The 21,324-nt window shown below is 70.5% G+C and carries 14 protein-coding genes; 13 read left to right on the forward strand and 1 reads right to left on the reverse strand.

The genetic code is table 11. From position 1 onward, the window contains the following. Window positions 1-33: 33 nt before the first annotated feature. From ACYVLP_RS10400 to ACYVLP_RS10410, 3 genes are all read left to right on the forward strand, one after another. Window positions 34-1,503, forward strand: a complete 1,470-nt coding sequence (locus ACYVLP_RS10400) for an NAD-dependent succinate-semialdehyde dehydrogenase (RefSeq protein WP_460627259.1) — start codon at window positions 34-36, stop codon at window positions 1,501-1,503. 81 nt (window positions 1,504-1,584) lie between these two features. Further along, entirely contained in the window at window positions 1,585-2,253 is a 669-nt protein-coding gene (locus ACYVLP_RS10405) for a response regulator transcription factor (protein WP_460627260.1), read from the forward strand. A gap of 5 nt (window positions 2,254-2,258) precedes the next feature. Continuing rightward, window positions 2,259-3,431, forward strand: a complete 1,173-nt coding sequence (locus ACYVLP_RS10410) for a sensor histidine kinase (RefSeq protein ID WP_460627261.1) — start codon at window positions 2,259-2,261, stop codon at window positions 3,429-3,431. Here the strand turns inward: ACYVLP_RS10410 and ACYVLP_RS10415 are convergent. Next, window positions 3,417-5,261, reverse strand: coding sequence for a copper resistance CopC/CopD family protein (locus tag ACYVLP_RS10415; RefSeq protein ID WP_460627262.1), 1,845 nt, complete (start codon window positions 5,259-5,261; stop codon window positions 3,417-3,419). The two genes, ACYVLP_RS10410 and ACYVLP_RS10415, sit on opposite strands and share 15 nt — an antisense overlap. A gap of 349 nt (window positions 5,262-5,610) precedes the next feature. Between ACYVLP_RS10415 and ACYVLP_RS10420 the strand changes: the two genes are divergently transcribed. The 10 genes from ACYVLP_RS10420 (at window position 5,611) to ACYVLP_RS10465 (ending at window position 21,300) form a co-directional block, all read left to right on the forward strand. Then, window positions 5,611-10,800 carry a hypothetical protein gene (locus tag ACYVLP_RS10420; RefSeq protein WP_460627263.1) on the forward strand — a complete coding sequence of 1,730 codons (5,190 nt, stop codon included), beginning with the start codon at window positions 5,611-5,613 and terminating at the stop codon, window positions 10,798-10,800. 70 nt (window positions 10,801-10,870) lie between these two features. After that, window positions 10,871-12,133 carry a multicopper oxidase domain-containing protein gene (locus ACYVLP_RS10425; RefSeq protein ID WP_460627264.1) on the forward strand — a complete coding sequence of 421 codons (1,263 nt, stop codon included), beginning with the start codon at window positions 10,871-10,873 and terminating at the stop codon, window positions 12,131-12,133. Between the two features lie 66 nt (window positions 12,134-12,199). After that, on the forward strand, window positions 12,200-14,203 hold the full coding sequence (locus ACYVLP_RS10430) for a multicopper oxidase domain-containing protein (RefSeq protein ID WP_460627265.1): 2,004 nt from the start codon (window positions 12,200-12,202) through the stop codon (window positions 14,201-14,203). Window positions 14,204-14,229: 26 nt separating this feature from the next. Next, window positions 14,230-15,207 (forward strand): multicopper oxidase domain-containing protein, encoded by a 978-nt coding sequence (locus tag ACYVLP_RS10435; protein WP_460627266.1) that lies wholly within the window; start codon window positions 14,230-14,232, stop codon window positions 15,205-15,207. Between the two features lie 6 nt (window positions 15,208-15,213). Beyond that, window positions 15,214-15,765 carry a hypothetical protein gene (locus tag ACYVLP_RS10440; protein WP_460627267.1) on the forward strand — a complete coding sequence of 184 codons (552 nt, stop codon included), beginning with the start codon at window positions 15,214-15,216 and terminating at the stop codon, window positions 15,763-15,765. Window positions 15,766-15,783: 18 nt separating this feature from the next. Next, window positions 15,784-18,114 (forward strand): S8 family serine peptidase, encoded by a 2,331-nt coding sequence (locus tag ACYVLP_RS10445; protein ID WP_460627268.1) that lies wholly within the window; start codon window positions 15,784-15,786, stop codon window positions 18,112-18,114. 62 nt (window positions 18,115-18,176) lie between these two features. Continuing rightward, on the forward strand, window positions 18,177-19,193 hold the full coding sequence (locus ACYVLP_RS10450) for a DnaB-like helicase C-terminal domain-containing protein (protein WP_460627269.1): 1,017 nt from the start codon (window positions 18,177-18,179) through the stop codon (window positions 19,191-19,193). 10 nt (window positions 19,194-19,203) lie between these two features. Next, the gene (locus tag ACYVLP_RS10455) at window positions 19,204-20,454 is read left to right on the forward strand and encodes an SRPBCC family protein (RefSeq protein WP_460627270.1); all 1,251 of its coding nucleotides are present in this window, start codon (window positions 19,204-19,206) and stop codon (window positions 20,452-20,454) included. A 41-nt stretch (window positions 20,455-20,495) separates the two neighbouring features. Next, complete coding sequence (locus tag ACYVLP_RS10460) at window positions 20,496-20,822, forward strand: ArsR/SmtB family transcription factor (RefSeq protein ID WP_452268458.1); 327 nt, start codon at window positions 20,496-20,498, stop codon at window positions 20,820-20,822. Next, window positions 20,815-21,300: an SRPBCC domain-containing protein gene (locus tag ACYVLP_RS10465; RefSeq protein WP_460627271.1), complete on the forward strand. Its 486-nt coding sequence runs from the start codon at window positions 20,815-20,817 to the stop codon at window positions 21,298-21,300. Before ACYVLP_RS10460 ends, ACYVLP_RS10465 begins: the two co-directional genes overlap by 8 nt. The last annotated feature ends 24 nt before the right edge of the window (window positions 21,301-21,324 follow it).

Genomic DNA, 21,324 nt, shown 5'->3' on the forward strand with positions numbered 1-21,324 from the left:
CCCGGGTCACCACTGAGAGTTAGGGTCGAAGACATGGCAGCCGTGACAGAGAAGTCAGTGATCGATTCGGTGCCCAAGGGCCTGCTCATCGGTGGGTCGTGGCGCGACGGCAGCGCGGGCGAGACGATCGCCGTCGACGACCCCGCGACCGGCGAGATCCTCACGCACGTCGCGGCGGCCACCGTCGAGGACGGCCGGGCCGCGCTCGACGCCGCAGTTGCGGCGCAGGCGGACTGGGCCAGGACGCCACCGCGCGACCGCGGGGAGCTGCTGCGAGCGGCATACGAGAAGATCACGGAGCGGGCCGACGAGCTCGCCATGCTGATGACACTCGAGATGGGCAAGACCCTCGCCGAGAGCAAGGGCGAGGTGGCCTACGGCGCCGAGTTCTTCCGGTGGTTCTCCGAGGAGGCCGTCCGGGTCCACGGCCGCTGGTCCACCGCCCCGAACGGCGCCACCCGCCTGCTCACGATGAAGCAGCCCGTCGGTCCGACGCTGATGATCACGCCCTGGAACTTCCCGCTCGCGATGGGCACCCGCAAGATCGGCCCCGCCATCGCGGCCGGCTGCACGATGGTCGTCAAGCCTGCGAGCCAGACCCCGCTGACGATGCTCGCGCTCGCCGAGCTGCTGCGCGAGTGTGGGCTGCCCGACGGCGTGCTCAACGTGGTGATGACCAGCCACGACCAGACGGGTGCGGTCATGGAGCCGCTCATCCGCGACCCGCGCCTCCGCAAGCTGACCTTCACGGGCTCGACGCCGGTCGGCCGCAAGCTCATGGAGCAGGCCTCCGAAGGCATCCTGCGCGTGTCGATGGAGCTCGGCGGCAACGCGCCGTTCCTCGTCTTCGAGGACGCCGACCTCGACAGGGCGGTGGACGGCGCCATGCTTGCGAAGATGCGCAACATGGGGGAGGCGTGCACCGCCGCCAACCGCTTCTATGTCCACGAGTCCGTGGCCGACGAGTTCTCCGAACGGCTGGCCAAGCGCATGGGTGCGCTCTCGCTCGGCCGCGGCACCGAGCAGGGTGTCGACGTCGGCCCGCTGGTCGACGAGAAGGCTCGCGACAAGGTCAGCGCCCTCGTCGAGGACGCGGTCGCCAAGGGCGCCCGGGTGCTCGTCGGCGGCTCAGCGCCGAGCGGTGCGGGCTGGTTCTACGAGCCGACCGTCCTCGCCGACGTGCCCCAGGACGCGGACCTGGCGCGTGAGGAGATCTTCGGCCCGGTCGCCCCCGTGACGACGTTCAGCTCCGACGCCGAGGCGATCCGGCTGGCCAACGACACCGAATACGGCCTGGTCGCATACCTTTTCACCCGCGACGTGTCCCGCGCGATCACGACGTCCGAGGCGCTGGAGTACGGCATGGTCGGCGTCAACCAGGGCATCGTGTCCAACCCGGCGGCGCCGTTCGGCGGGGTGAAGGCCTCTGGCGTCGGGCGCGAGGGCGGCTTCGAAGGGATCGACGAGTACCTCGAGACGAAGTACGTCGGCCTCGCGCTCTGAGCGTTTTTCGGCAATCCCCCAGCGGAAAGCCGCATCTGGTGCTGGACTTGATGCGCTTCCACTGCACGAGGGGGGTCAGTGATGGCCACTGTGATGGTTGTCGACGACGAGGAACGCATTCGGGGACTGCTCGCCAGGTCGCTCTCCACCGAGGGCCACACCGTCCTCGCTGCGGCGACGGCGGGCTCCGCGATCGACCGGCTGGGCGTGGATCACATCGACCTGATCCTGCTCGACCTCGTGATGCCCGGGCCGAACGGTCTCGCCGTGCTGCATGCGCTCAACGAACGGCAGGACCACACTCCTGTCATCGTGCTGTCGGGGGTCACCGACGTGGGCTCCAGGGTCCAGGCACTCGACCAGGGCGCCGTCGACGTCGTCGCGAAACCCTTCAGCATGACCGAGCTGCTCGCGCGAGTTCGCCGCAACATCGGCCAGGCCCGCCCGACAGGGGATGAGCACATCCTCTCCGCGGCAGGCATCCGGCTCGATCTCGGGCGGCGGCGGGCGTCGTTGCGCGACCGGGCCGTCCTGCTCACCGAGCGCGAGATCGCGCTGCTCGCCCATCTCATGCGCCGGGTAGGTGAGGTCTGTCCTCGCGAGGAGCTGCTCCACGACGTGTGGCAGCTGGACTTCGAGCCCGGCACCAACATCGTCGAGGCCTGCGTCGCGCGGCTACGCAGCAAGCTCGGCCCCGGGATCTGCATCGAGACCGTGCGCGGCATCGGCTACTGCCTCTCAGAGGACTGAGCGCCATGCGCCACCGAATGCTCGTCATCTCGCTCGCTGTCGCGGCGGTCTGCTCCCTCGCCATGTGGCTGCTTCCCGGTAGCGAGACCGTGCCGTACCACATCGCATGGGCGACGTTCGCGCTGTGCTTCGGGCTCGAGACCTGGAGCCGGCGGGCGACCTGGCTCACGCTCGGGCTCTACACGCTCGTCAGCGGATCCATCCTCGTCGCGCGGGCCAGCTCGGGAGTCCTCGACTGGCAGGAGACGGCCGAGATTCCGCTCATGCTCCTGCTCGTCATGCTCATGGTCTGGCATGTCCGGCGCCGCCAGAGCGCGCTGGCTGCCGCGACCGTGCTCGCCCGGCGGGAACGCGCAGACGCTCGCGCCCGGGAGCTGCTCACGGCGCGCACCGCCCACGAGATGCGCTCTCCCTTGACCATCGCTCGCGGCTATCTCGAGGCAACGACCGCGCGCCCGCTCGACCCGGCCATCGCATCGGACCTGGCCGTCATCGACGAGGAGCTCACCCGGCTGACCAGGGTCTGCGAGCGGCTCGTGCGGAGCATGCGGGTCACAGCAGACCTCGAGAACAGCGAGGTGAACGTCAGGGCGGTCCTCCAGCAGAGCAAGGAGCGCTGGGCCATGGTGGCCGAACGGGACTGGCGGGTGGACTCATACGGCGGAATGATCTGGGGCTCGGCCGAGCGGCTCAGGGCGGCGCTCGACACGCTCATCGAGAATGCCGTGCGCTACACGTCGGAGGGCGACGTGATCGAGCTCTACTCCCGCCGCGTCGGGCCCGACCTGATCGCAGTCGGCGTCGCCGACTCGGGCCCCGGCTTCGCGGCCGACGTGTGGGCCAGCGTCACGGACCGAGGTGACGATGCACCGGACGCGGGCTCTCCACCTGGGGAGCCTGTCCGTGACGAGCTGTCCCAGACCGGACTCGGCCTCTCACTCGTGCGCGCGATCGCGACGCGCCGCGGGGGACGGGTCGAGTTCGGCACGTCGCCCACGGGTGGTGCTGATGTGCGATTGGTCGTGCCGATCGAGCCAGGTCCAGGCCCCTACGAGCACCTCACTGACGACCGGGCCGACTCGCCCGCGTACACCGTGCCCGAGCGGATGCACTGGTGGAGCCATGTGAGCGCTCACGCCGTCCCCGAGCCACAGACCACCGGTTCACGCCAGACGTGACGGCTCGGCGTCGGCGCCGTCGATGGTCACGTCGATGGTCGGACCCGCCGTCCGGCTCGGGGTCGGCCGCCTCCCCGCCCGGCGCAGCAGCACCATTCCGCACGTGCCTCCGACGAGGACGAGGACGGCCAAGCCGTCGGCCCACGATGCCAGCGAGATCCCCGACGGGGGCGTCGGCCGAGCCACGGTGACCGCCCATGGGAACGTCGCCGTCAGCCGGTGGCCCTCTCGCGTCACCACCGGAGAGAGCTGGAGTCCGGGTGACCCGTCGAGGTCGACGACGGCATACCACGACCCCGGCTCGGTCGGGCTCATCGGTACGTGCTCGGTCGACCCGGCCCGCCGTACGTCGAGCGACACGCTCTCGATGGGGGCCGGGGCCGGGCGGCGCGTGCTCGCCACGCGTACGGTCACACCGTTGGACCCGATCCAGCCCGGCGTGCTCGAGACCGACAGCACCAGGTCGTCGAGCGTTCGGGAGGCGAACTGCTCCTGGGCGGGCGCGGGGGGCGGGGCGACGCTGCGGGCCGGCACCTGGTCGAGGAGCACCGCGGCGACGACCAGCACGGCACCTCCGAGGCACACCTCGGCGAGCAGTCCCGCCCGCCGCGGTCCGGGGGAGCCGGCCCGGTCGGTGCCCCAGCCGAAACCGTGCAGGCGGTTGGCGTTCGCTGCGGCAATCGCAAGGAGGGGCACGGCCACGAGGAGCTTGACGACGAGGGCGCGGCCGTAGCCGGTGCCAGCGAGGCCGTCCGAGACAGGGACCTCGAGGCCGGCAGACACGAGCCCCGAGGCAGCCAGCAGGGTGGTGCTGCCGACGAACAGTGTCGCAATCCGCCAGCGACCTTGGCTGATCGCGGCGGCCGCACCTCCGCCGGGCAGCAGGAGCACGAGCAGGGCGACCACGCCACCCACCCAGGTGAGCGCCGTGAGTGCGTGGACCACAGCAACCACCTGAGCCTCGGGGACACCCGAGGGCAGTGCCGCCGCGTGACCGCTGGTGGCCTCGGTCGCAACCGCGACGGCCACCAGGCTGGTCACCAGCCAGGAGTGAGAAGGCCGCTCGGCACTGCGACGACCTCGACGGGTTGCGACGATGACGATCACGGCGCCGAGGGTGAGCGCCCGGCACAGCCAGAGCCGGCCCCACGTCGTGTCCGCAGTGAGCGTCCGCATCGCGTCTGGCACGCCTTCCGGTCCGGCGACCGCACGGGCGCGCAGCAGGAGGTCCGCGCACGAAGCGCCGAGGGCGACCCCGGCGCCCAGCAGGATCAGCGCGCTCAGTCTCGCTGTCGCCCGACGAGGTATGCCGTCAGGCCCGGTCGCCTGGCCGACCGCCCTTCCGCGACCACGAAGGACCGGCCCCATCACGGCGGCGCCGAGCGCCATCGCCAGCCCCGCAAGCAGGAGCCACCTCGGCACGACGGACTCAGCGATGCTGCCACCGCCCGTCGACGCCTGCGTGGCCACCGTCCCGGACGGCGTCCCGACGGTGAACACGACGACCCCGTCTGTCACGTGCCCGTCGTCGGCCGACATGACCCGCCACAGCAGGCTGAACGTCCCGCGGCCGGTCGGGGGAACGCTGACCCGCAGGTCGTCAGCGTTCGACGCCTCCTGCACCGCAACCCCGGACACCTCACGGCCGGACGCGTCGACCAGTCGCGCGGTCGACAGCCGCGTGGTGATCTCCTCGTCGAACTCGAGCGTGACCACCGGGGGCGAGGATGCCAGCACCGCCCCACTGGGCGGGTCCGAGCGGAGCAGCACCGAGTGGGCCGATGCGGAGCCGGCACCGAACCAGAAGAGGAGCACGGCTGCGAGGGCCACGGCAGATGAACGCCATCGAGCTACACTCCGGTCCCGCACGAATTCACCTGGTGACAAAGCGAATCGCCCCCTCACGGCCCGGCGTCCGGGCTTGCCGGCACTCGACGGTAGTCGGCCCGGTGAACCGCTCGCAGGCGTATGACGGCGCCGTCAGGCGCCCGTCATGTTCCCGTCACGGAGCGAGTCGGACCGACCATGACGAGTCCATGACAAGTCCATGACCCCGAGGTCATCCGGGCAAGCCGGGCCGATCTGCCGCAGAACCATGGTCGCTGGACCCCGCCTGCTCTGCGGGCCGGGCGACCCAACCCAGGACCGATCGACCGAGTGTGAAAAGGGTGGTGTCGGGATGCGCACCAGAAAGCTCGCTTCCTTGGCCGCGGTCGGCGCGCTCGCGCTGGCCGGCTCTGCCGTCACCGTGGTCGCGCCACCCAGCGCAGGTCTCGCTCCGGTGGCCGCTGCCGCCGGCGCGTGTCCCGCCGGCACGTGCCACCTGACGATCGATGCGCGCGACCTGCCGTCTGGCGACCCGCTCACTCACTTCAACTACATCGTCAACGTCGACAACACCAAGCTGCCCAGCGATCCCGACGCGCTCAGCACCGAGAGCAACAGCCCTGTCGTCCGCGAGGGCAACGAGGGACGCAAGACGGTTGACCTGCCACCCGGGCGCTACCTCGTGTCGGTCCGAGCGCTCGACCACAAGATGTGGGGCGCCTATGTGAACCTCCCGACCGACGCGGACGCGGCCGGCAACCTGACCAAGCGGGTCGACCTCACTGTTCAGAGCGCCGCAAACCCCCTGCCACTCGGCAAGATCCGTGTCTTCGTGTTCGAGGACAACGCGTGGGCCAACGGCGCGCCGGACACCGAGGAAGGGGGCCTGCAGGGATTCCAGGTCGGTCTGGAGGAGCAGACCCACAGCGCCGTGACGGTCGACTACAACAACAACCCGCTGTGCGGTGGCCAGTGCCTGACGAACGCCGACGGGTTCAGCCAGATCGACGACCTCGGGCCGGCCACGTACAACATCGACGTGCACCCGCCGGAAGGCGCCTGCAACAGCAACCCCGACAGCCGGTGGTACCAGACCACGACCATCGACGGTGGCCTGCAGCTGCTTGCCCCGGTCGAGGAGGGCAGCGACGGCACGGGTGCGCCCGGCGAACAGCTCTGGGAGCCGCCGACGGTCCGGACGGCATACTGGTTCGGGTTCGTCTGTGCCCCACAGGACTTCGTCACGACGGGCGCCGGCGAGATCGTCGGGACGGCGCGCAACTGGCAGGGCTGGCCTCCGTTCGACGTGCTCACTCTGGGGGACGCGGTCGACAGCCCGTTCGTGGCGCTCAGCGACTCGACGACCGACCGGACCGTGTACATCGGGCGAGGCGACGGAGCGGGCAACTTCGACATCCAGAACGTGCCCAACGGGAGCTACAACCTGTCGATCTGGGACGAGCAGCTGAGCTACATCATGCGCATCAAGCCGGTCACCGTCGTCAACGGGGGCACCGTCGACGTCAGCGACGAGGACCCGATTCGCCCGGAAGAGAGGGGAATCGGCGTCTCGCGGTGGTTCGGCTGGCTGGACGGTGTCGTCTACAAGGACCTCAACGGCAACGGCGTCCGAGACCCCGGCGAGCCGGGGATCTCCAACACCGACATGGACCAGCGCTGGCGCGACGGGTCGATCAAGGAGTCCACGGTCACCGGGCCGGGTGGCTACTACGAGTACCCCACCGCCGAGGGCGGCGCTCTCGGGCGATGGATCATCAACGAGCAGGGGTTCTCGCGGTTCGGTGTGTCGGGAGCGTCGCTCCACGACGAGTACGACCCGAGCGTCGTCACTCACATCCCGGACGACCTGGGTGGCTCGCTGCTGACGAACCAGCTGCTGACCGAGGGGCATCGCTCGACGGTCGACTGGGGCAAGACTGACTACCCGCCGGGCACCCCTGGGCAGATCGTCGGGATCACCTACTTCTCGACGACCCGCAACGAGTTCGACGCGCGGTTCCAGGCACACGAGGACTACGAGCCGGCGATCCCGGACGTCACGGTCCTGCTCGAAGGACTCGGACCCGACGGCCTGCCGAACACGGACGACGACACCGTCCTCAACGAGTACGTGACGGACCACTGGTCGCAGCCGGCGGGGACGCCGCCCAGCAACCCGGCGGTGTACGGACCCGGCTGTGCAGTGCGCGACGCGAACGGCGACGACATCAGCGCCGACCTCAACGCCAGCATCGGCCCCAACTGCCTCGAGGTGCCGATCACCGGCGCCCAGACGAAGGACGGCGCCTTCGACGGCGGCTACGCCTTCGCCGACTACTGCCCCGACGGGTACAACCTGACGACGCACGCCTGCGACGGTGGCGTCGACCCGGTGCCGCTCAAGGCAGGCACCTACATCACCCACGTCATCATGCCCAAGGACTCGACCGACACCGCGCGCCCCTGCAACCCGGCGAGTCCCGAGCCCCAGCGAGTCTCGGACCCGCACGGCGCGATCCCCGGTGGCGGGGCGGGCTGCCTCTACCGTCCCGTGCGCGAGGAGGACGTCAACGTCGACCTGGGCAACCAGTTCACGACGGCGCTGCCGCCGCCGGAGTGCGCAGGAGACGACCACGTCATCGACCAGGCGTCCCTCGTGGACCGCAGCGTCTACTACGGCGTCGCCGGCGCACACGCACCGCTCTGCGACAAGCGTCTCGTCGTCCTCCAGAACGGCCAGAACGCGAACGCGGACTTCAACCTCATGACGAACTTCCGCACGGACCCCAACGGCGCAGACGACAGCGACACCCGAGTCGGTGACGTCGCCGTTCCCGGGCACCTCGTCGGCCAGGTCTTCAACGACATCTACTTCGAGCGCAACCCGCAGTCGCCGTGGTACGGCGAGCCGCGGCCCATCGGCGGGATCCCCGTCGGCATCTACGCGCGCGTCGACACCGCCGGACCGGGTGGCAACGTGAACCAGCCCTACACGCCGGACAACTGGCGGCTGCTCACCACCGTGACCACGAGCCCGGACGGGTCCTTCGAGGCCCTCGTGCCCTCCACCGAGACCTTCAACTGCCCGATCCCGCAAGGGCCGTGCCCTGGCATGTACCTCGTGAAGGTCGACGACCCGGGCTCCACGAGCGCGCCCAACGCGAGCTACAACCCCAACCTGCTCGTGGCCACGACGCCGACCGAAGCCTGGCCGGGCCTGACCACGCAGCTGGACCTGCCGCTCGACCCGATCTCCGGCACGGGCTGCGAGGACCCGGCGGCTCCCGCCCGGCCCGAGCTGCTCGAGGTGACGCGGCCCTATGTCCTCTCGACCGACACCGGGACCACGCGGCGGATCACCATCACCGGTGACTTCATCGGCACGGCCGGACCCGCGAGCGCCGCGGGTGGCCGCGTCATCCTCACCGACGACCGCACGGGGGACTCGGTCACGCTCACGCGGGCGACCGGCGGGGGTGTCGTCAGCTGGACCCCCGGCAACGCCACGACACCGGACCAGATCCAGATCCAGGTTCCGGCCCTGTCGTCGACCTTCCGGCCAGGACCCAAGCAGCTGACTCTCGTCACGTCCACGGCCAACGGCGCGGTGCGCAGCGTCAACGGCATCACGATCCACGTGCTCGGCAGCAACACCGTCGGCACGAGCACCGTGACGTACACCCCGCCTCTGGTCCAGGTTCCCCCGCCGCCGCCAGGGGCCGGCTCGAGCCCCACTGCACTCCAGCACGCCATCGACACCGCTGTCCCCGGCAGCCTCCTCGTGCTCGACCGCGGGGTCTACAACGAGAACGTCCTCGTGTGGAAGCCGCTGAAGATCCAGGGCCGTGGCCCCGGTGGCATCGTCGGCGCGCACGAGCTGCTCGGTCGCGACCCTGAGGACCCGCGGAGCCTCGTCAAGGGCACGGTGATCGACGGCCGCTACTTCCAGCAGAACGTCCCCACGTTCGACTCGACGATCGCCACCTACGGCGGCTTCGCCGGGGTCGACGCAGCCCACCCGGTGCTCCGAGGCGCAGCCCTGACCCTCGTGGCCAAGACGACGGCCGCCTACGACCTCTCGCCGAACAAGGCGGGCGTGAACCAGGCGTCGTTCAACCAGGCCCGGCTCGACGGTCTCGCCATCACGACGGGTTCCGGCCAGGGTGCCGGCGGCATCACGATGCAGGCCCACGCGAACAACACGCAGGTCACCAACGACGCCCTCGAGAACAACGGCGGAGTCCTCGCCGGCGGTCTCTCGCTGGGGCAGCCGTACGACCACGCCAGCCACAACTACAGCGTGGCCGTGGCCAACGACCGCTTCATCGGCAACGGCGGCCTCACCCAGGCCGGCGGCGTCGGGATCTTCTACGGGTCCAACGGCTATGACGTGCGGAACAACATCGTGTGCTCGAACTTCAGCGTGAACTACGGCGCGGGAGTGTCACACATCGGCCTCAGCCCGAACGGCATGATCCACGACAACCAGATCTACTACAACGACTCGGTCGACTCGGGCGCGGGCCTGGCCATCGAGTCGGAGCTGCCCGTGGGCGGCGGTTCGCTCGGCGACGGGACCGGCGCCGTCAACGTCGACCGGAACCTCATCCAGAGCAACTACTCCGGTGACGACGGTGGCGGCATCTTCGTCCTCGACGCCCTGGACGACCCGATCAACATCCGCAACAACCAGATCGTCGACAACGGCTCGGCGGACATCGGTGGCGCGGTCATGCTCGACGACTCGTCGCGCGTCGCCCTCGTCAACAACACGGTGGCCAACAACGTGTCGACGGCATCGTCGGAGAACTCCAACATCGGCGAACCGCACTCGGCCGGGCTGGCCTCGGAGGGCAACGACCCGCTGTGGCAGAGCTCGACGGCATACGCTGCCCAGTACCCGAACCCGGCGACGCGGCCCGACTTCTCGCAGCCGACCGCACTGTTCAACAACATCTTCTGGGACAACAACGCGTTCACGCTCGACCGCAACGGACCCGGGGCGGCGCTCGTGGACCAAGGCTTCATCGACTTCGAGATCCACGGCACGACCAGGGCCGCTGACACCTTCGCACCGCGGTACTCCAACCTCACCAACGGCCAGATCCTCGGGCCCGACGGCGTGCAGCGGCCCCTCCCGGGCACGGGCACGACGCCGAACAACCGTGGCAACCAGATCGGCGTCAACCCTGGCTTCGTCACGCCGTTCACGCTCGAGCTGACGGTGACCGGTGCGCGGCTCGACCCGCAGACCGCGGCCGTCACGATCACCGGGGCCGACCCGCCGGTCGGGCTCACCGGCGACTACCACCTCACGACCGCATCGCCGGCGGTCGACCGGGGTGTGCGGTGCTCGACCACGCCGGTCCCGGCGAACCTGTTGCCCTGCCCGGCAGGCAGCGTCGCCGCGCCGACCGTCGACTATGACAGTCAGGTCCGACCGCAGCTGCGGAGCCTCCGCCTCACGACCCCATGGGACCTCGGCGCCGACGAGCTCCCGGGCATTCCGATCCCCGTCACCACGGCTCGCCTCGCGCGATGACCCCCACGTGGGCGCCCCGACGACATGCGGGGCGCCCACCCCACCCCACACCGTCGGCCCGGAGGGCACGATGACAGATCACGAATTCGGACTGAAGAGACGCGACTTCATCAAGATCGCCGGACTCGGCGCCATGGGAACCGTGCTCGTCAGCGGTGGCGCGTCGTCGACCTCGGCGTCGGCGGCCGACACGACGTTCGGCCTGGTGGCCACCGACGGCTACATCACGGTGCCCGGTCGTGAGACCAACCCGCTCTACATCTTCGGGTTCGTCCCGGTCGACCCCAACGCGACGATCAGCGATCTCTCCGCGACGTGGAAGGGACATGCCAAGCACACCGCGCCGACGCTCGACGTGCGCGAGGGCGACAACGTCCGGATCCGGCTGACCAACCTCGGGCTGGTCCAGCGCCCGGACCTCACGGACTCGCACACCGTTCACTGGCACGGCTTCGACATCCCGTCACCGCTCAACGACGGCGTGCCGGAGGTGTCGGTCGCGGTCCCGATCGGCAAGCAGCTGACCTACTTCTACCGGCCGCACCGCGCGGGCACGTACATGTACCACTGCCACTTCGAGGACGTCGAGCACGTGCAGATGGGCATGACCGGCATCGTCTACGTCCGCCCGCTCCAGGACGGCTCGTCGGTCGGCGGCTTCACCAAGTTCGCCTACAACGACGGGGACGGGTCGACCGGCTATCACCGGCACTTCGCGATCCTGCTCAACGAGCTGTGGCGCAACTTCCACGACGGTGACCGCGACATCCAGGAGTCCATCGCGACCGACTACGACCCGCAGTGGTTCACCCTCAACGGCCGGTGCTACCCGCAGACGGTGCTGCCCAACGACTCCTCGTCGCTGCCGGCGAACCTGCGGATCCCCACGACCAACCCCAACTACGGCTCGACCGACTACAGCCAGCCGAACTCCGCGCTGGTCCAGCTCAAGGCCGGGGACCGCGCGCTGCTGCGCCTGGCCAACCTCGGCTACCAACAGCACTCGATGCAGCTGCCCGGCATACCCATGCACGTGATCGGCCAGGACGCCTCGTTGCTGCGCGACGGCGCCACCGACATCTCGTACTGGACCAACACGCTCGTCATGGGGCCGGGGGAGGCGCGGGACGTGCTCATCGACGCCCCGCCGTATGCCGTCGAGCGCCCGGGCGGCGCGGACTCGGTCGGCCCGTACAACGTCTACTACTTCAAGAACCGCGACTGGCGTCGCCTCTCGAGCCTGGGCACTCCCGCCCTCAGCGGGATGATGACCGAGGTCCGTGTCTACGCGTCCCTGCCGCCCCAGACGGTGGTGAGCCAGACCTATGTGTGAGACACACGCGCCGATGCGTCCTGACGCCGCGCCCCGCCGGCCGGCCTGGCGTGGAGGGAGACCACGATGAAGCTGCTCCGTCGCTCCAGCATCCTGGCCGTCGTTGCCCTAGCCTGCGCCGGGGTGGTCTCGCTGCCCGATGCGCAGGCGCTCCCACCGAACACCCCGAAGACCGGCATGGTGTGCACGCCGGGCGTCGTCGGTGGCGGGCTCCACACGTTCAACCTGGTGGCCAACACGGGCTACATCCAGACCCCCGACGGCAACAGCGTCTTCATGTGGAGCTACGCGAGCCTCGACCCGCCGAACCCGGAGCCGTTCCAGAGCCCCGGGCCGGTGCTGTGCGTGACGCAGGGGGAGCAGGTGCGCGTGACGCTGCGCAACGACCTGCCGGAGGCCACCTCGATCGTCTTCCCCGGCCAGGACGGGGCTGTCTCGGCATCCGGAGGCACGGCCGGGGCGATGACCACCGAGGCCGCGCCCGGCGCCACCGTCACCTACCAGTTCACGGCCGGGCAGCCGGGGACGTACCACTACGAGAGCGGCACCCAGGTGGCCAAGCAGGTCGAGATGGGGCTGGCCGGGGCGCTGGTGGTCCGGCCCGCGATCGGGGCGGGCTACGCCTACGGTTCCACGACGGCATTCGACCCGCAGCGCGAGTACCTGCTCCTGCTCAGCGAGATCGACCCCGACCTGCACCACGCTGTCGAGACCGGCACGACGTACGACCTCAACGCGCTGCACAACAGGTACTTCGCCATCAACGGCCGCGAGTTCCCCGACACCATCCAGGACAACGACTCCTCGCTGCTGCCCACCCAACCGTACGGCGCCCTCGTGCGGATCCAGCCGACGTCGCCGTCGGCGCTGCCCGCGCTCATCCGCATGATCAACGTGGGGGCGACGAACCACCCGTTCCACCCGCACGGCAACCACACGACCCAGATCGCCCAGGACGGCCGCACGCTGGCTCCGACCGAGCACTTCGCCGAGACGATCGGGTCGGGGGAGACCGAGGACTTCCTGCTCCAGTGGGTCGACGTCGACGCCTGGAACCCGACCACCAACCCGATCCCCGAGGCCCAGCCCAACTACCGCAACCTCACCTTCAAGGACGGGAACACCTGGTATGCCGGGACCCCGTACCTCGGCTACAAGGGGACGCTCCCGGCGGGCACGGTCTCGCAGAACATCTGTGGCGAGTGGTACTTCCCATGGCACAGCCACGCCCTCAACGAGTTCACGAACTTCGACCAGGGCTTCGGTGGGATGGGCACCCTGCTTCGGGTGGACCCGCCCGGCGGCTGCTTCGTGGCACCGGCGGTCACCGGCCTCGTCGGAGGCACGCTCAAGTCCGGCACGCCGGCCTCTCTCGCCGCCTCGGACAACGCCTACTACCAGGTGAACCCGAGGACGACCACCCGTCCGACGGCCACGACATCCAGCCAGACGACCCTGTTCACGGTCGCCTCCGCCGCAGGGTTCCCGACGACCAACAACTTCTACGTGCGGGTCGACAACGAGGACCTGCTCGTGACCGGGGGTGCGGGCACGACGACGTGGACCGTGGCCCGCGGGACGCTGGGCACGTCGCCCGCCGCCCACGCCATGGGTGCGACCGTGACCGCCCTCACGACGAGCTGGTATGCCGGCTTCGCCGGCGTGCCTGCCGGTGCGGCCAACGTCAAGGTGACGTACGAGGGGCGGGCCTGTGAGCTGGCGACGCTCGCCAACCCGTGCCCCACGGTCCCCCTCGCCAACCAGCCTGTCCAGACCGTGCGGATCTGCAACTGGACGCTCGGTGGCGCGAACGGGTGCGCCACTCCGACCGGGACCGGGTGGGTCACGCTGCCGGCACCACCGGCGAACCCGGCTGCGATCGGCTCGTCGGACGTCAGCTCCACGTGGACGCTACCCGGGCCGGCCTCGGCCTACATCGGCACCGGGTCGAACGCCGGGCAGGTCCGGGTGCTCGTCAACCTGACCCGCTACACCGGGTCGGTCAGCACGCCCGCTCTACCCGTCTCGAGCTGGGGCGACCTCGTGAAGATCGTCTACGACGCGCCATGAGACGCCTGCTGGTGAAAGGACCTGACATGCGTACCTCATCCCGAAGCGCACGAGCAGCGCTCGTGGCCGTCCTTGTCGCGGCCGGGCTCGCCGTGGTCCCGCAGCAGGCGGACGCGGCCCTGGTGACGCTCAACCTGTGCGCGAAACCGGGCACGCTGGCACCGCTGCCCACGACCGCGCCGGCCACGACCGTGCCGATCTGGGGGTTTGCCTCGGTCGCGTCACCGGCTGACTGTGCGGCCGCCGGAGCCAGTCTGCCGGGGCCTGTCCTCAGCGCCACGGTCGGTGACACGGTGTCGATCAACGTCTCCAACGGGCTCAGCACACCGGTGCGCTTCGAGGTGCCTGGGATCGACTTCGTCGCAGGCCCGACGGATGCGCCGCCCGGAGGCTCGGTGACGCGAACCTTCACGGCGTCCAAGCCCGGGACGTTCGTCTACCAGAGCGCCGGCGACGCCGGTCGCCAGGAGGCGATGGGTCTCTACGGCGTCCTCATCGTCCGGCCCGCCACGGCTGGACAGGCCTACGGGCCGTCGACGGCATACGACGTCGAGGCCCCGCTCCTGCTGAGCGCGGTCGACCCCGCCTTCAACGCCGCGCCGCTGTCGGCTGACGTGCACGCCTACCGTGCGACGTACTGGCTCATCAACGGAAGGTCGTACCCGGACACCGCTCGGATCGTCGCGTCGCCGGGGGCCCGCGTCCTGCTGCGCTACGTCAACGCCGGCTTCGACAACACGACGATGCAGCTCCTCGGCGTGCACGAGTCGGTCGTGGCTCGCGATGCCGCCCTGCTCGGGACCCCGGTCAGCGCGACCGCTGAGACGATCCCGGCGGGCGCCACCGAGGACGCGATCGTCACGATGCCTCCGGCGGGCACCGCGCCGTCGAGCCGGGGGTTCGCCCTCTACAACCGGCAGCTGCACGTCACCAACGGGCCGCAGCTCTCGACGAGCCCCACGCCACTCGCGGGCGGCGGGATGCTCACGTTCCTCGGGCCCTGACGAGCCATGACCACGCGGCTCGCACCCGAAGAGACGCCCGCGGGCGCACCGGCCCACGTCCCCCGGACCGGTCGCCTGCGGTGGCGGCTGGGCGTCATCGCCCTCGTCGTCCTCGGCGTCGGTGGCGTCGCGCTGCGGCTCGGCTCCTCGGCCCGAGACGGCACCGATGCGGTCTCCGGCGCCCCCGCCGCCGTTGCTGCCCCTGCGGGATGGTCGCGCCCTCCAGTGACCGAGGACGGGCTCGCCGAGCGGTCCGGCGTGCGGATCACCCGGGTGGCGATGACCGGCGCAGGGGGACTGGTCGACCTGAGGTTCCAGGTCGTCGACCCGACCCGTGCGCAGGCCCTGCACGACGCAGACACGCCGCCTGCACTCATCGACGAGGCGTCCGGACTCGTCGTCCGGTCGCTCCTGATGGACCACGCCCACAGCGGACCGTTCCGTCAGGGCGCGACCTACTACTACGTGTTCAACAACCCGGGCAACTGGGTCGATCGCGGTCATCGGGTGACCGTGCTGCTCGGTGACGCCCAGGTGGAGCACGTCATCGTCCGCTGACACCGCCAGGAGATCCCGATGACGATCCAGCAGCGAGCACGCAGATGCAGCCGGGCGCTCGTGCTCGTGGCTGCGCTGTCAGCTGGCCTCGCCGCGGCATGGACCGTGGTGCCCGACAGCGCCGTGGCCCGGCCCCAGCCCGGAGCGCAGCCGGCACCACCTCCCCCCGTGGTTCCACCCCCCGCTGCGTCTCCGGGCTCGGGAGTCATGACCGACGTCACCGTGGTGCTCCGCTCGCAGGCCGCGATCCCCGACCTCAGTCGCGTCGGGCGCGGGGCACGACTCGCCCAGGTCGAGAGAGCCCTGCGGTCCCATGCGACGAAGACCCAGCGCGGGCTGGTCCAGCTGCTCGCCGCCCGCCAGCGCGCAGGGACGGTCGCCTCGGTGACCCCGCTGTGGATCGCCAACGAGATCGCCGTGCGCGCGACACCAGACGTGGTGCGTGAGCTCGCCGCCCGTCCTGAGGTTCTCGAGGTCCGCCCGGTCACCACCCTCCAGGCACCAGCACCCCTGTCCCTGGCGACGACGGCGCCGGCGACGAACCTGTCGGTCGTCGGAGCACCGAGCCTGTGGGCGCGGGGGCTGACCGGGCAGGGAGCTGTCGTGGCGACCCTCGACACCGGGGTCGACGTGTCGCACCCGGACCTGGCCTCGCGGTGGCGAGGTGGCACGGGCAGCTGGTACGACCCCAACGGGCAGCACCCGAGCGGCCCTGTCGACATCAGCGGCCACGGCACCCAGGTCATGGGCGTCATCGTCGGGGGCGATGCGAGCGGCACGGGCATCGGGATGGCGCCCGGAGCCAGGTGGATCGCTGCCAAGATCTTCAACGACCGGGGCCAGGCGACGACGACCGGGATCCATCTCGCCTTCCAGTGGGTGCTCGATCCCGACGGTAACCCGTCCACTCCCGACGCGCCGAACGTCGTCAACAGCTCGTGGACCATGACGACGGCGACGTGCACGACCGACTTCCAGAACGACCTGCGCAGCCTCCGCGCAGCCGGCATCCTGCCCGTCTTCGCGGCCGGCAACTCGGGCCCGACCCCTGGCACAGTGCTCGCCCCTGCCAACAACCCCGAAGCCTTCGCGGTCGGAGCGACGGACAACACCGATCTCATCTACCCCTACAGCAGCAGGGGGCCTTCCTCGTGCTCGGGCGCCACGGCTCCCGCACTCACCGCGCCTGGAGTCGACATCACGACGAGCGACCTCTACGGCGGCTACATCGCCCAGACGGGGACGTCGCTCGCGGCGCCGCACGTCTCGGGTGCCCTCGCCCTCATGCTCGGCGCCCTGCCCGGGACCTCGGCGGACCGGCAGGCCGCCGCCCTCACCGCCACCGCACGCGACCTCGGCAGCACCGGGCTCGACACGGCGTTCGGATACGGCCGGCTCGACGTCGCGGCGGCATACTCGTGGCTCTCGACCCAGCCCGACCTCGGCCTGACGGTGAGCCCCTCGTCCGCGACTGCGGCGCCTGGTGGCTCCGCGGCATTCGACGTCTCTCTCACGCCCGCCAACGGTTTCGCTGCTGACGTGTCGCTGTCGCTGAGCGGCCTCACGGCGGGGCAGGCGAGCGTGACCCTCGCCCCAGCCGTCGTGCCGGGCGGCTCGGGCTCGTCGCACCTGACGATCGACCTCTCCTCGACGATCGCGCCGGGCACGTACCCGCTGACGGTCACGGCCTCGGGCGGCGGGCTCACCCGGACCGCATCGGCCACACTTCTCGTGCCGGTGCCGCCGGACTTTGCGGTCGGCGTCACGCCGGCGTCGGTCACGGTCGCCCCCGGCGGCAGCGCCACGGCGACGACCACCGTCACCTCGCTCAGCGGCTTCACCGGCACGGTCTCACTCACGCCGAGTGGCCTGCCGGCCGCCGTCGGCACGCCGACCGTCACGCCCGCGTCGGTCGCTGCTGCTGGCTCGGCGAACGTGACCGTGCACACGGTCGCCAGTGCGCCTTCGGGGTCGTATGCCGTGACCGTGACCGGTGTTTCCGGGTCGCTCATCCACCAGGCGTCCTTCACGGTCGTGGTCCGGGCGCCGGCCGACTTCGGGCTCGCGGTGACGCCGGCCGCGGTCTCCGTGACACGCGGGTCGACGGCGACCCTCGCCGTGGCAACGAGCTCTCTCGGAGGGTTCTCGGGTTCCGTCTCGCTGTCGCTGTCGGGCCTTCCGGCCGGGGCGACCGCATCGTTCACCCCGAATCCAGCCGCGACGCCCGGGACCTCGACGCTGCGGGTCAGGCCGGGCTTCTCCACCCCGAGGGGCACGTACACGATCGCCGTCACCGGCCGGAGCGGCTCCCTGACCCATAAGTCGACCTTCTCGTTGACCGTCCGCTGACGACCGGTCCGGATGTCGACAAAAACGTCACGAATGCCATCGTGGCGTGATCCAATCTGCCCATGGTGACACCCGCAGGACACCGCGACACCGGGCCGCTGCAGTCTCTCGACGCGCTGCTCAGCGAGACCGACGACGTGCTGAGGCGGGGTGCTCCCGCAGGCGCGACGGTCTGGCCCTCGGGCTTTCCGGCCCTCGACGACGCCCTCACCGGAGGCTTCCGGTCCGGTGAGCTCGTGCTGCTCGGCGGCCCGGCCGGCCACGGCAAGACGACGATCGGGCTGCAGTTCGCGCGGAATGCGGTAGCCGCAGGCGGCACCGCGCTCGTCTTCTCCTACGAGCACGAGAGTCACACGCTGCTCGAGCGCCTCATCTCGATGGAGGCGGCCGAGGCCGACCCTGGCGAGGTCGCCGGTGTGCTCGATGTGCGCCGAGCGCTGGAGCAGGGCTCGGGAGGCGCCTCCCTCGAGTCGGTCCTCGGCGGCCTCGTCGGCGGATCGCGCGCGTATGCCGCCCTGGTCGGCTACGGCGACCGCCTGCAGATCCACGAGTCCTCCGGCGCTACGACGACGATCGAGGAGGTCGAGGCCACGATCACCAGGGTCACCGAGCAGACCGGCAAGGCCCCGCTCGTCCTGCTCGACTACATCCAGAAGCTCCCCGTCGACCGACCCGACGAGGACGAGCGGATCACCGCGGCGGCGGAGGGGCTCAAGGACCTCGCGCTCGCCGCGCGGGTGCCGGTCGTCGCCATCTCGGCGGCGGAGAAGGACGCCCTGGTGTCCGGCCACCGCATGCGCACCCACGATCTGCGTGGCTCCTCCGCGCTGGCCTTCGAGGCAGACGTCGTCATGATCGTCAACGACAAGGTCGACGTCGTCTCGCGTGAGCACCTCGTCTACAACCTCGGCAACATCCAGCGGTTCCGCGCCTGGTCTGTCCTCAGCCTCGAGAAGAACCGCCACGGCAAGGCGCACGTCGAGCTCGAGTTCGCCAAGGACTTCGAGCACGGCAGGTTCCACACCGACGGCCGCGAGGTCAACGAGCGCCTCATCGACGAGCGCGTCTTCGTCTCCTGAGACCGCTCCGATGAGCATCCTGCGAGGCCTCCTCGGGGGCTCGGCTCATCGGCGGCCGGACCCGGCGGCGGTGCCGGTCCGGGAGGTGGGCCACCGGGTGTTCGTGGAGCGCCCGCCGGATGTGGTGTGGGCCCATCTCGTCTCACCGCGCGAGGGCGGCGAGCTCGGCGTCGGCTGCGTGCGCGTCCTCGCGCTGCCACGGCACGACACTGTGTCGCTGCCCGAGTTCGCCTCGGTGTGGCGCCGGCCCAACGGCCGCCTCTGGGCCGGGCTGTCGACCGTCGTGGCCCTCGAGACGGGCAGACGGGTCGTGGCGAGGGCCGCGGGCGGCATCGCGTCGCTGGACCTCGTGACGACGCTCGAGCCGATGGACCAGGGCTGCGTGGTGTCGCAGCACCTCGACGGGGTCTCTGCGAGTGATCCCGCAGCGGCGTTCGCCACCGCGTGGATGGAGCGGGCCCTTCTGGGGCTCAAGGCTGACCTCGAAGGTGGCCAGCGGCATACCGGAGGGGATGAGGACGCGCCGGGGCGAGTCGAACGCGAGTCGCTTGCCGGGTTCGGGCCCGTGCTGGGCCAGCCGGGAGTCGCACCGGTGTCGGTGCGGGCGTCGATCGACATCGCGGCCCCGCCGGCCCGGCTGTGGACGCTGCTCACCGCGCCGACGTCCGAGCAGCTGCTCAAGCCGACCGTGGAGCGCCTCGTGGGCGTCGAGCTCGCGGACGAGTCGGGCGTCGAGCACGTCCTCGCGCTCCACCGACGCGATGACGGCCGCCAGGCGGTGTCGGTCTCACGGGTCGTCGAGGCGTCGGAGCCGACCCGGATCGTCGAACGCGACCTCACGTCGCCGCTCGAGAGCGACGTGGAGACGACGATCGCGGCCACGGCCGAGGGCAGTCTGCTCACCGAGGTGCTGACGGCCTGGCTGCCGTCGGGGCCGGGCAAGGTCGTCGACGGGTCCGACATCGCGGCGCTCATGCGCACCCGGCTGGAGGTCGTCAAGCACCTGGCCGAGCACGGTGTGGAGCCCCAGCGCGATCCGCGCACGGGGTTCCTCCCGCCGGGGCAGCCGCCGCCCGCAGACCCGCAGGCGCCGGATCCGATCCTGACCGGGCTGCCGAGTCGTCCGTCGGTCCCCTCGAGCGTCCTGCTGCCGCCGCCCCACGTCGTGGCACCGGCCGCCGGGTACACGTCTGGTCACGACTGGTGGTGGTGGAGCGACTTCGCCCTCTTCTTCGGGCCGAGTGATGTCGCGTCGTGGTGACCGCATTGACATGTGACTAAATGGTCACCTATTGTCGAGGGGTGTCAGACGACGATGCCGTCTTCAAGGCCCTCGCCGACCCGACCCGCAGGTTCCTTCTCGACCGGCTCTTCGAGCGTGACGGCCGCACGCTCGGCGACCTCGAGTCCGAGCTGGACATGACCCGCTTCGGGGTCATGAAGCACCTGAAGGTCCTCGAGGAGGCGGGCCTGGTGACGGCGGTCCGGGCCGGGCGCGAGAAGCACCACTTCCTCAACCCTGTGCCCATTCGCCTGATCCACGACCGGTGGATCAGCAAGTACGCCGAACCTCACGTGTCGGCACTCGCCGACCTCAAGTCTGCTCTCGAGGAGCACGACCATGACTGAGTCATCACTGTCACCCGTCTCAACCGTCCAGGCACCGGCCGCCGAGACCGCCGTTCCCGCGCAGGTGTTCCACATCTTCATCAAGGCCACCCCGGAGGCGATCTGGGAGGCGATCACCTCGCCCGAGTGGAGCGAGCGGTATTTCTACGGCGCCCGCATCACCGTCACCCCCGACGCCTACACCTCGCTCGGGCCGGACGGCACGAACTGGGGCGACAGCCGGACCATCGAGTTCGACCCGCCCCGGCGGCTCGTGCACGGCTGGCGGTCGCTGTACGCCCCCGAGCTCGCCGCCGAGCCGGAGAGCCGCGTCACCTGGGAGATCACGCCCGGCGAGGACGGCGTCTGCCTGCTCACCGTGACCCACGACCACCTGGACGGCGCCGCCGGCACGGCACGCAGTGTCGCCGGTCCCGGCTGGATGCGGGTCCTCTCCGGCCTCAAGACCCTGCTCGAGACGGGGGCGCCGCTGTCCTGACCGGCAACCCGGTGCCGGTGCCGG

The sequence above is a fragment of the Intrasporangium mesophilum genome, assembly GCF_054783095.1.

What these genes read in the sequence shown, in the direction of transcription:
- ACYVLP_RS10465 (WP_460627271.1), top strand. Translation starts at nt 20,815, where the DNA reads ATGACTGAGTCATCACTGTCACCCGTCTCAACCGTCCAGGCACCGGCC.
- ACYVLP_RS10445 (WP_460627268.1), top strand. Translation starts at nt 15,784, where the DNA reads ATGACGATCCAGCAGCGAGCACGCAGATGCAGCCGGGCGCTCGTGCTC.
- ACYVLP_RS10425 (WP_460627264.1), top strand. Translation starts at nt 10,871, where the DNA reads ATGACAGATCACGAATTCGGACTGAAGAGACGCGACTTCATCAAGATC.
- ACYVLP_RS10400 (WP_460627259.1), top strand. Translation starts at nt 34, where the DNA reads ATGGCAGCCGTGACAGAGAAGTCAGTGATCGATTCGGTGCCCAAGGGC.
- ACYVLP_RS10435 (WP_460627266.1), top strand. Translation starts at nt 14,230, where the DNA reads ATGCGTACCTCATCCCGAAGCGCACGAGCAGCGCTCGTGGCCGTCCTT.
- ACYVLP_RS10440 (WP_460627267.1), top strand. Translation starts at nt 15,214, where the DNA reads ATGACCACGCGGCTCGCACCCGAAGAGACGCCCGCGGGCGCACCGGCC.
- ACYVLP_RS10420 (WP_460627263.1), top strand. Translation starts at nt 5,611, where the DNA reads ATGCGCACCAGAAAGCTCGCTTCCTTGGCCGCGGTCGGCGCGCTCGCG.
- ACYVLP_RS10430 (WP_460627265.1), top strand. Translation starts at nt 12,200, where the DNA reads ATGAAGCTGCTCCGTCGCTCCAGCATCCTGGCCGTCGTTGCCCTAGCC.
- ACYVLP_RS10405 (WP_460627260.1), top strand. Translation starts at nt 1,585, where the DNA reads ATGGCCACTGTGATGGTTGTCGACGACGAGGAACGCATTCGGGGACTG.
- ACYVLP_RS10410 (WP_460627261.1), top strand. Translation starts at nt 2,259, where the DNA reads ATGCGCCACCGAATGCTCGTCATCTCGCTCGCTGTCGCGGCGGTCTGC.
- ACYVLP_RS10450 (WP_460627269.1), top strand. Translation starts at nt 18,177, where the DNA reads ATGGTGACACCCGCAGGACACCGCGACACCGGGCCGCTGCAGTCTCTC.
- ACYVLP_RS10455 (WP_460627270.1), top strand. Translation starts at nt 19,204, where the DNA reads ATGAGCATCCTGCGAGGCCTCCTCGGGGGCTCGGCTCATCGGCGGCCG.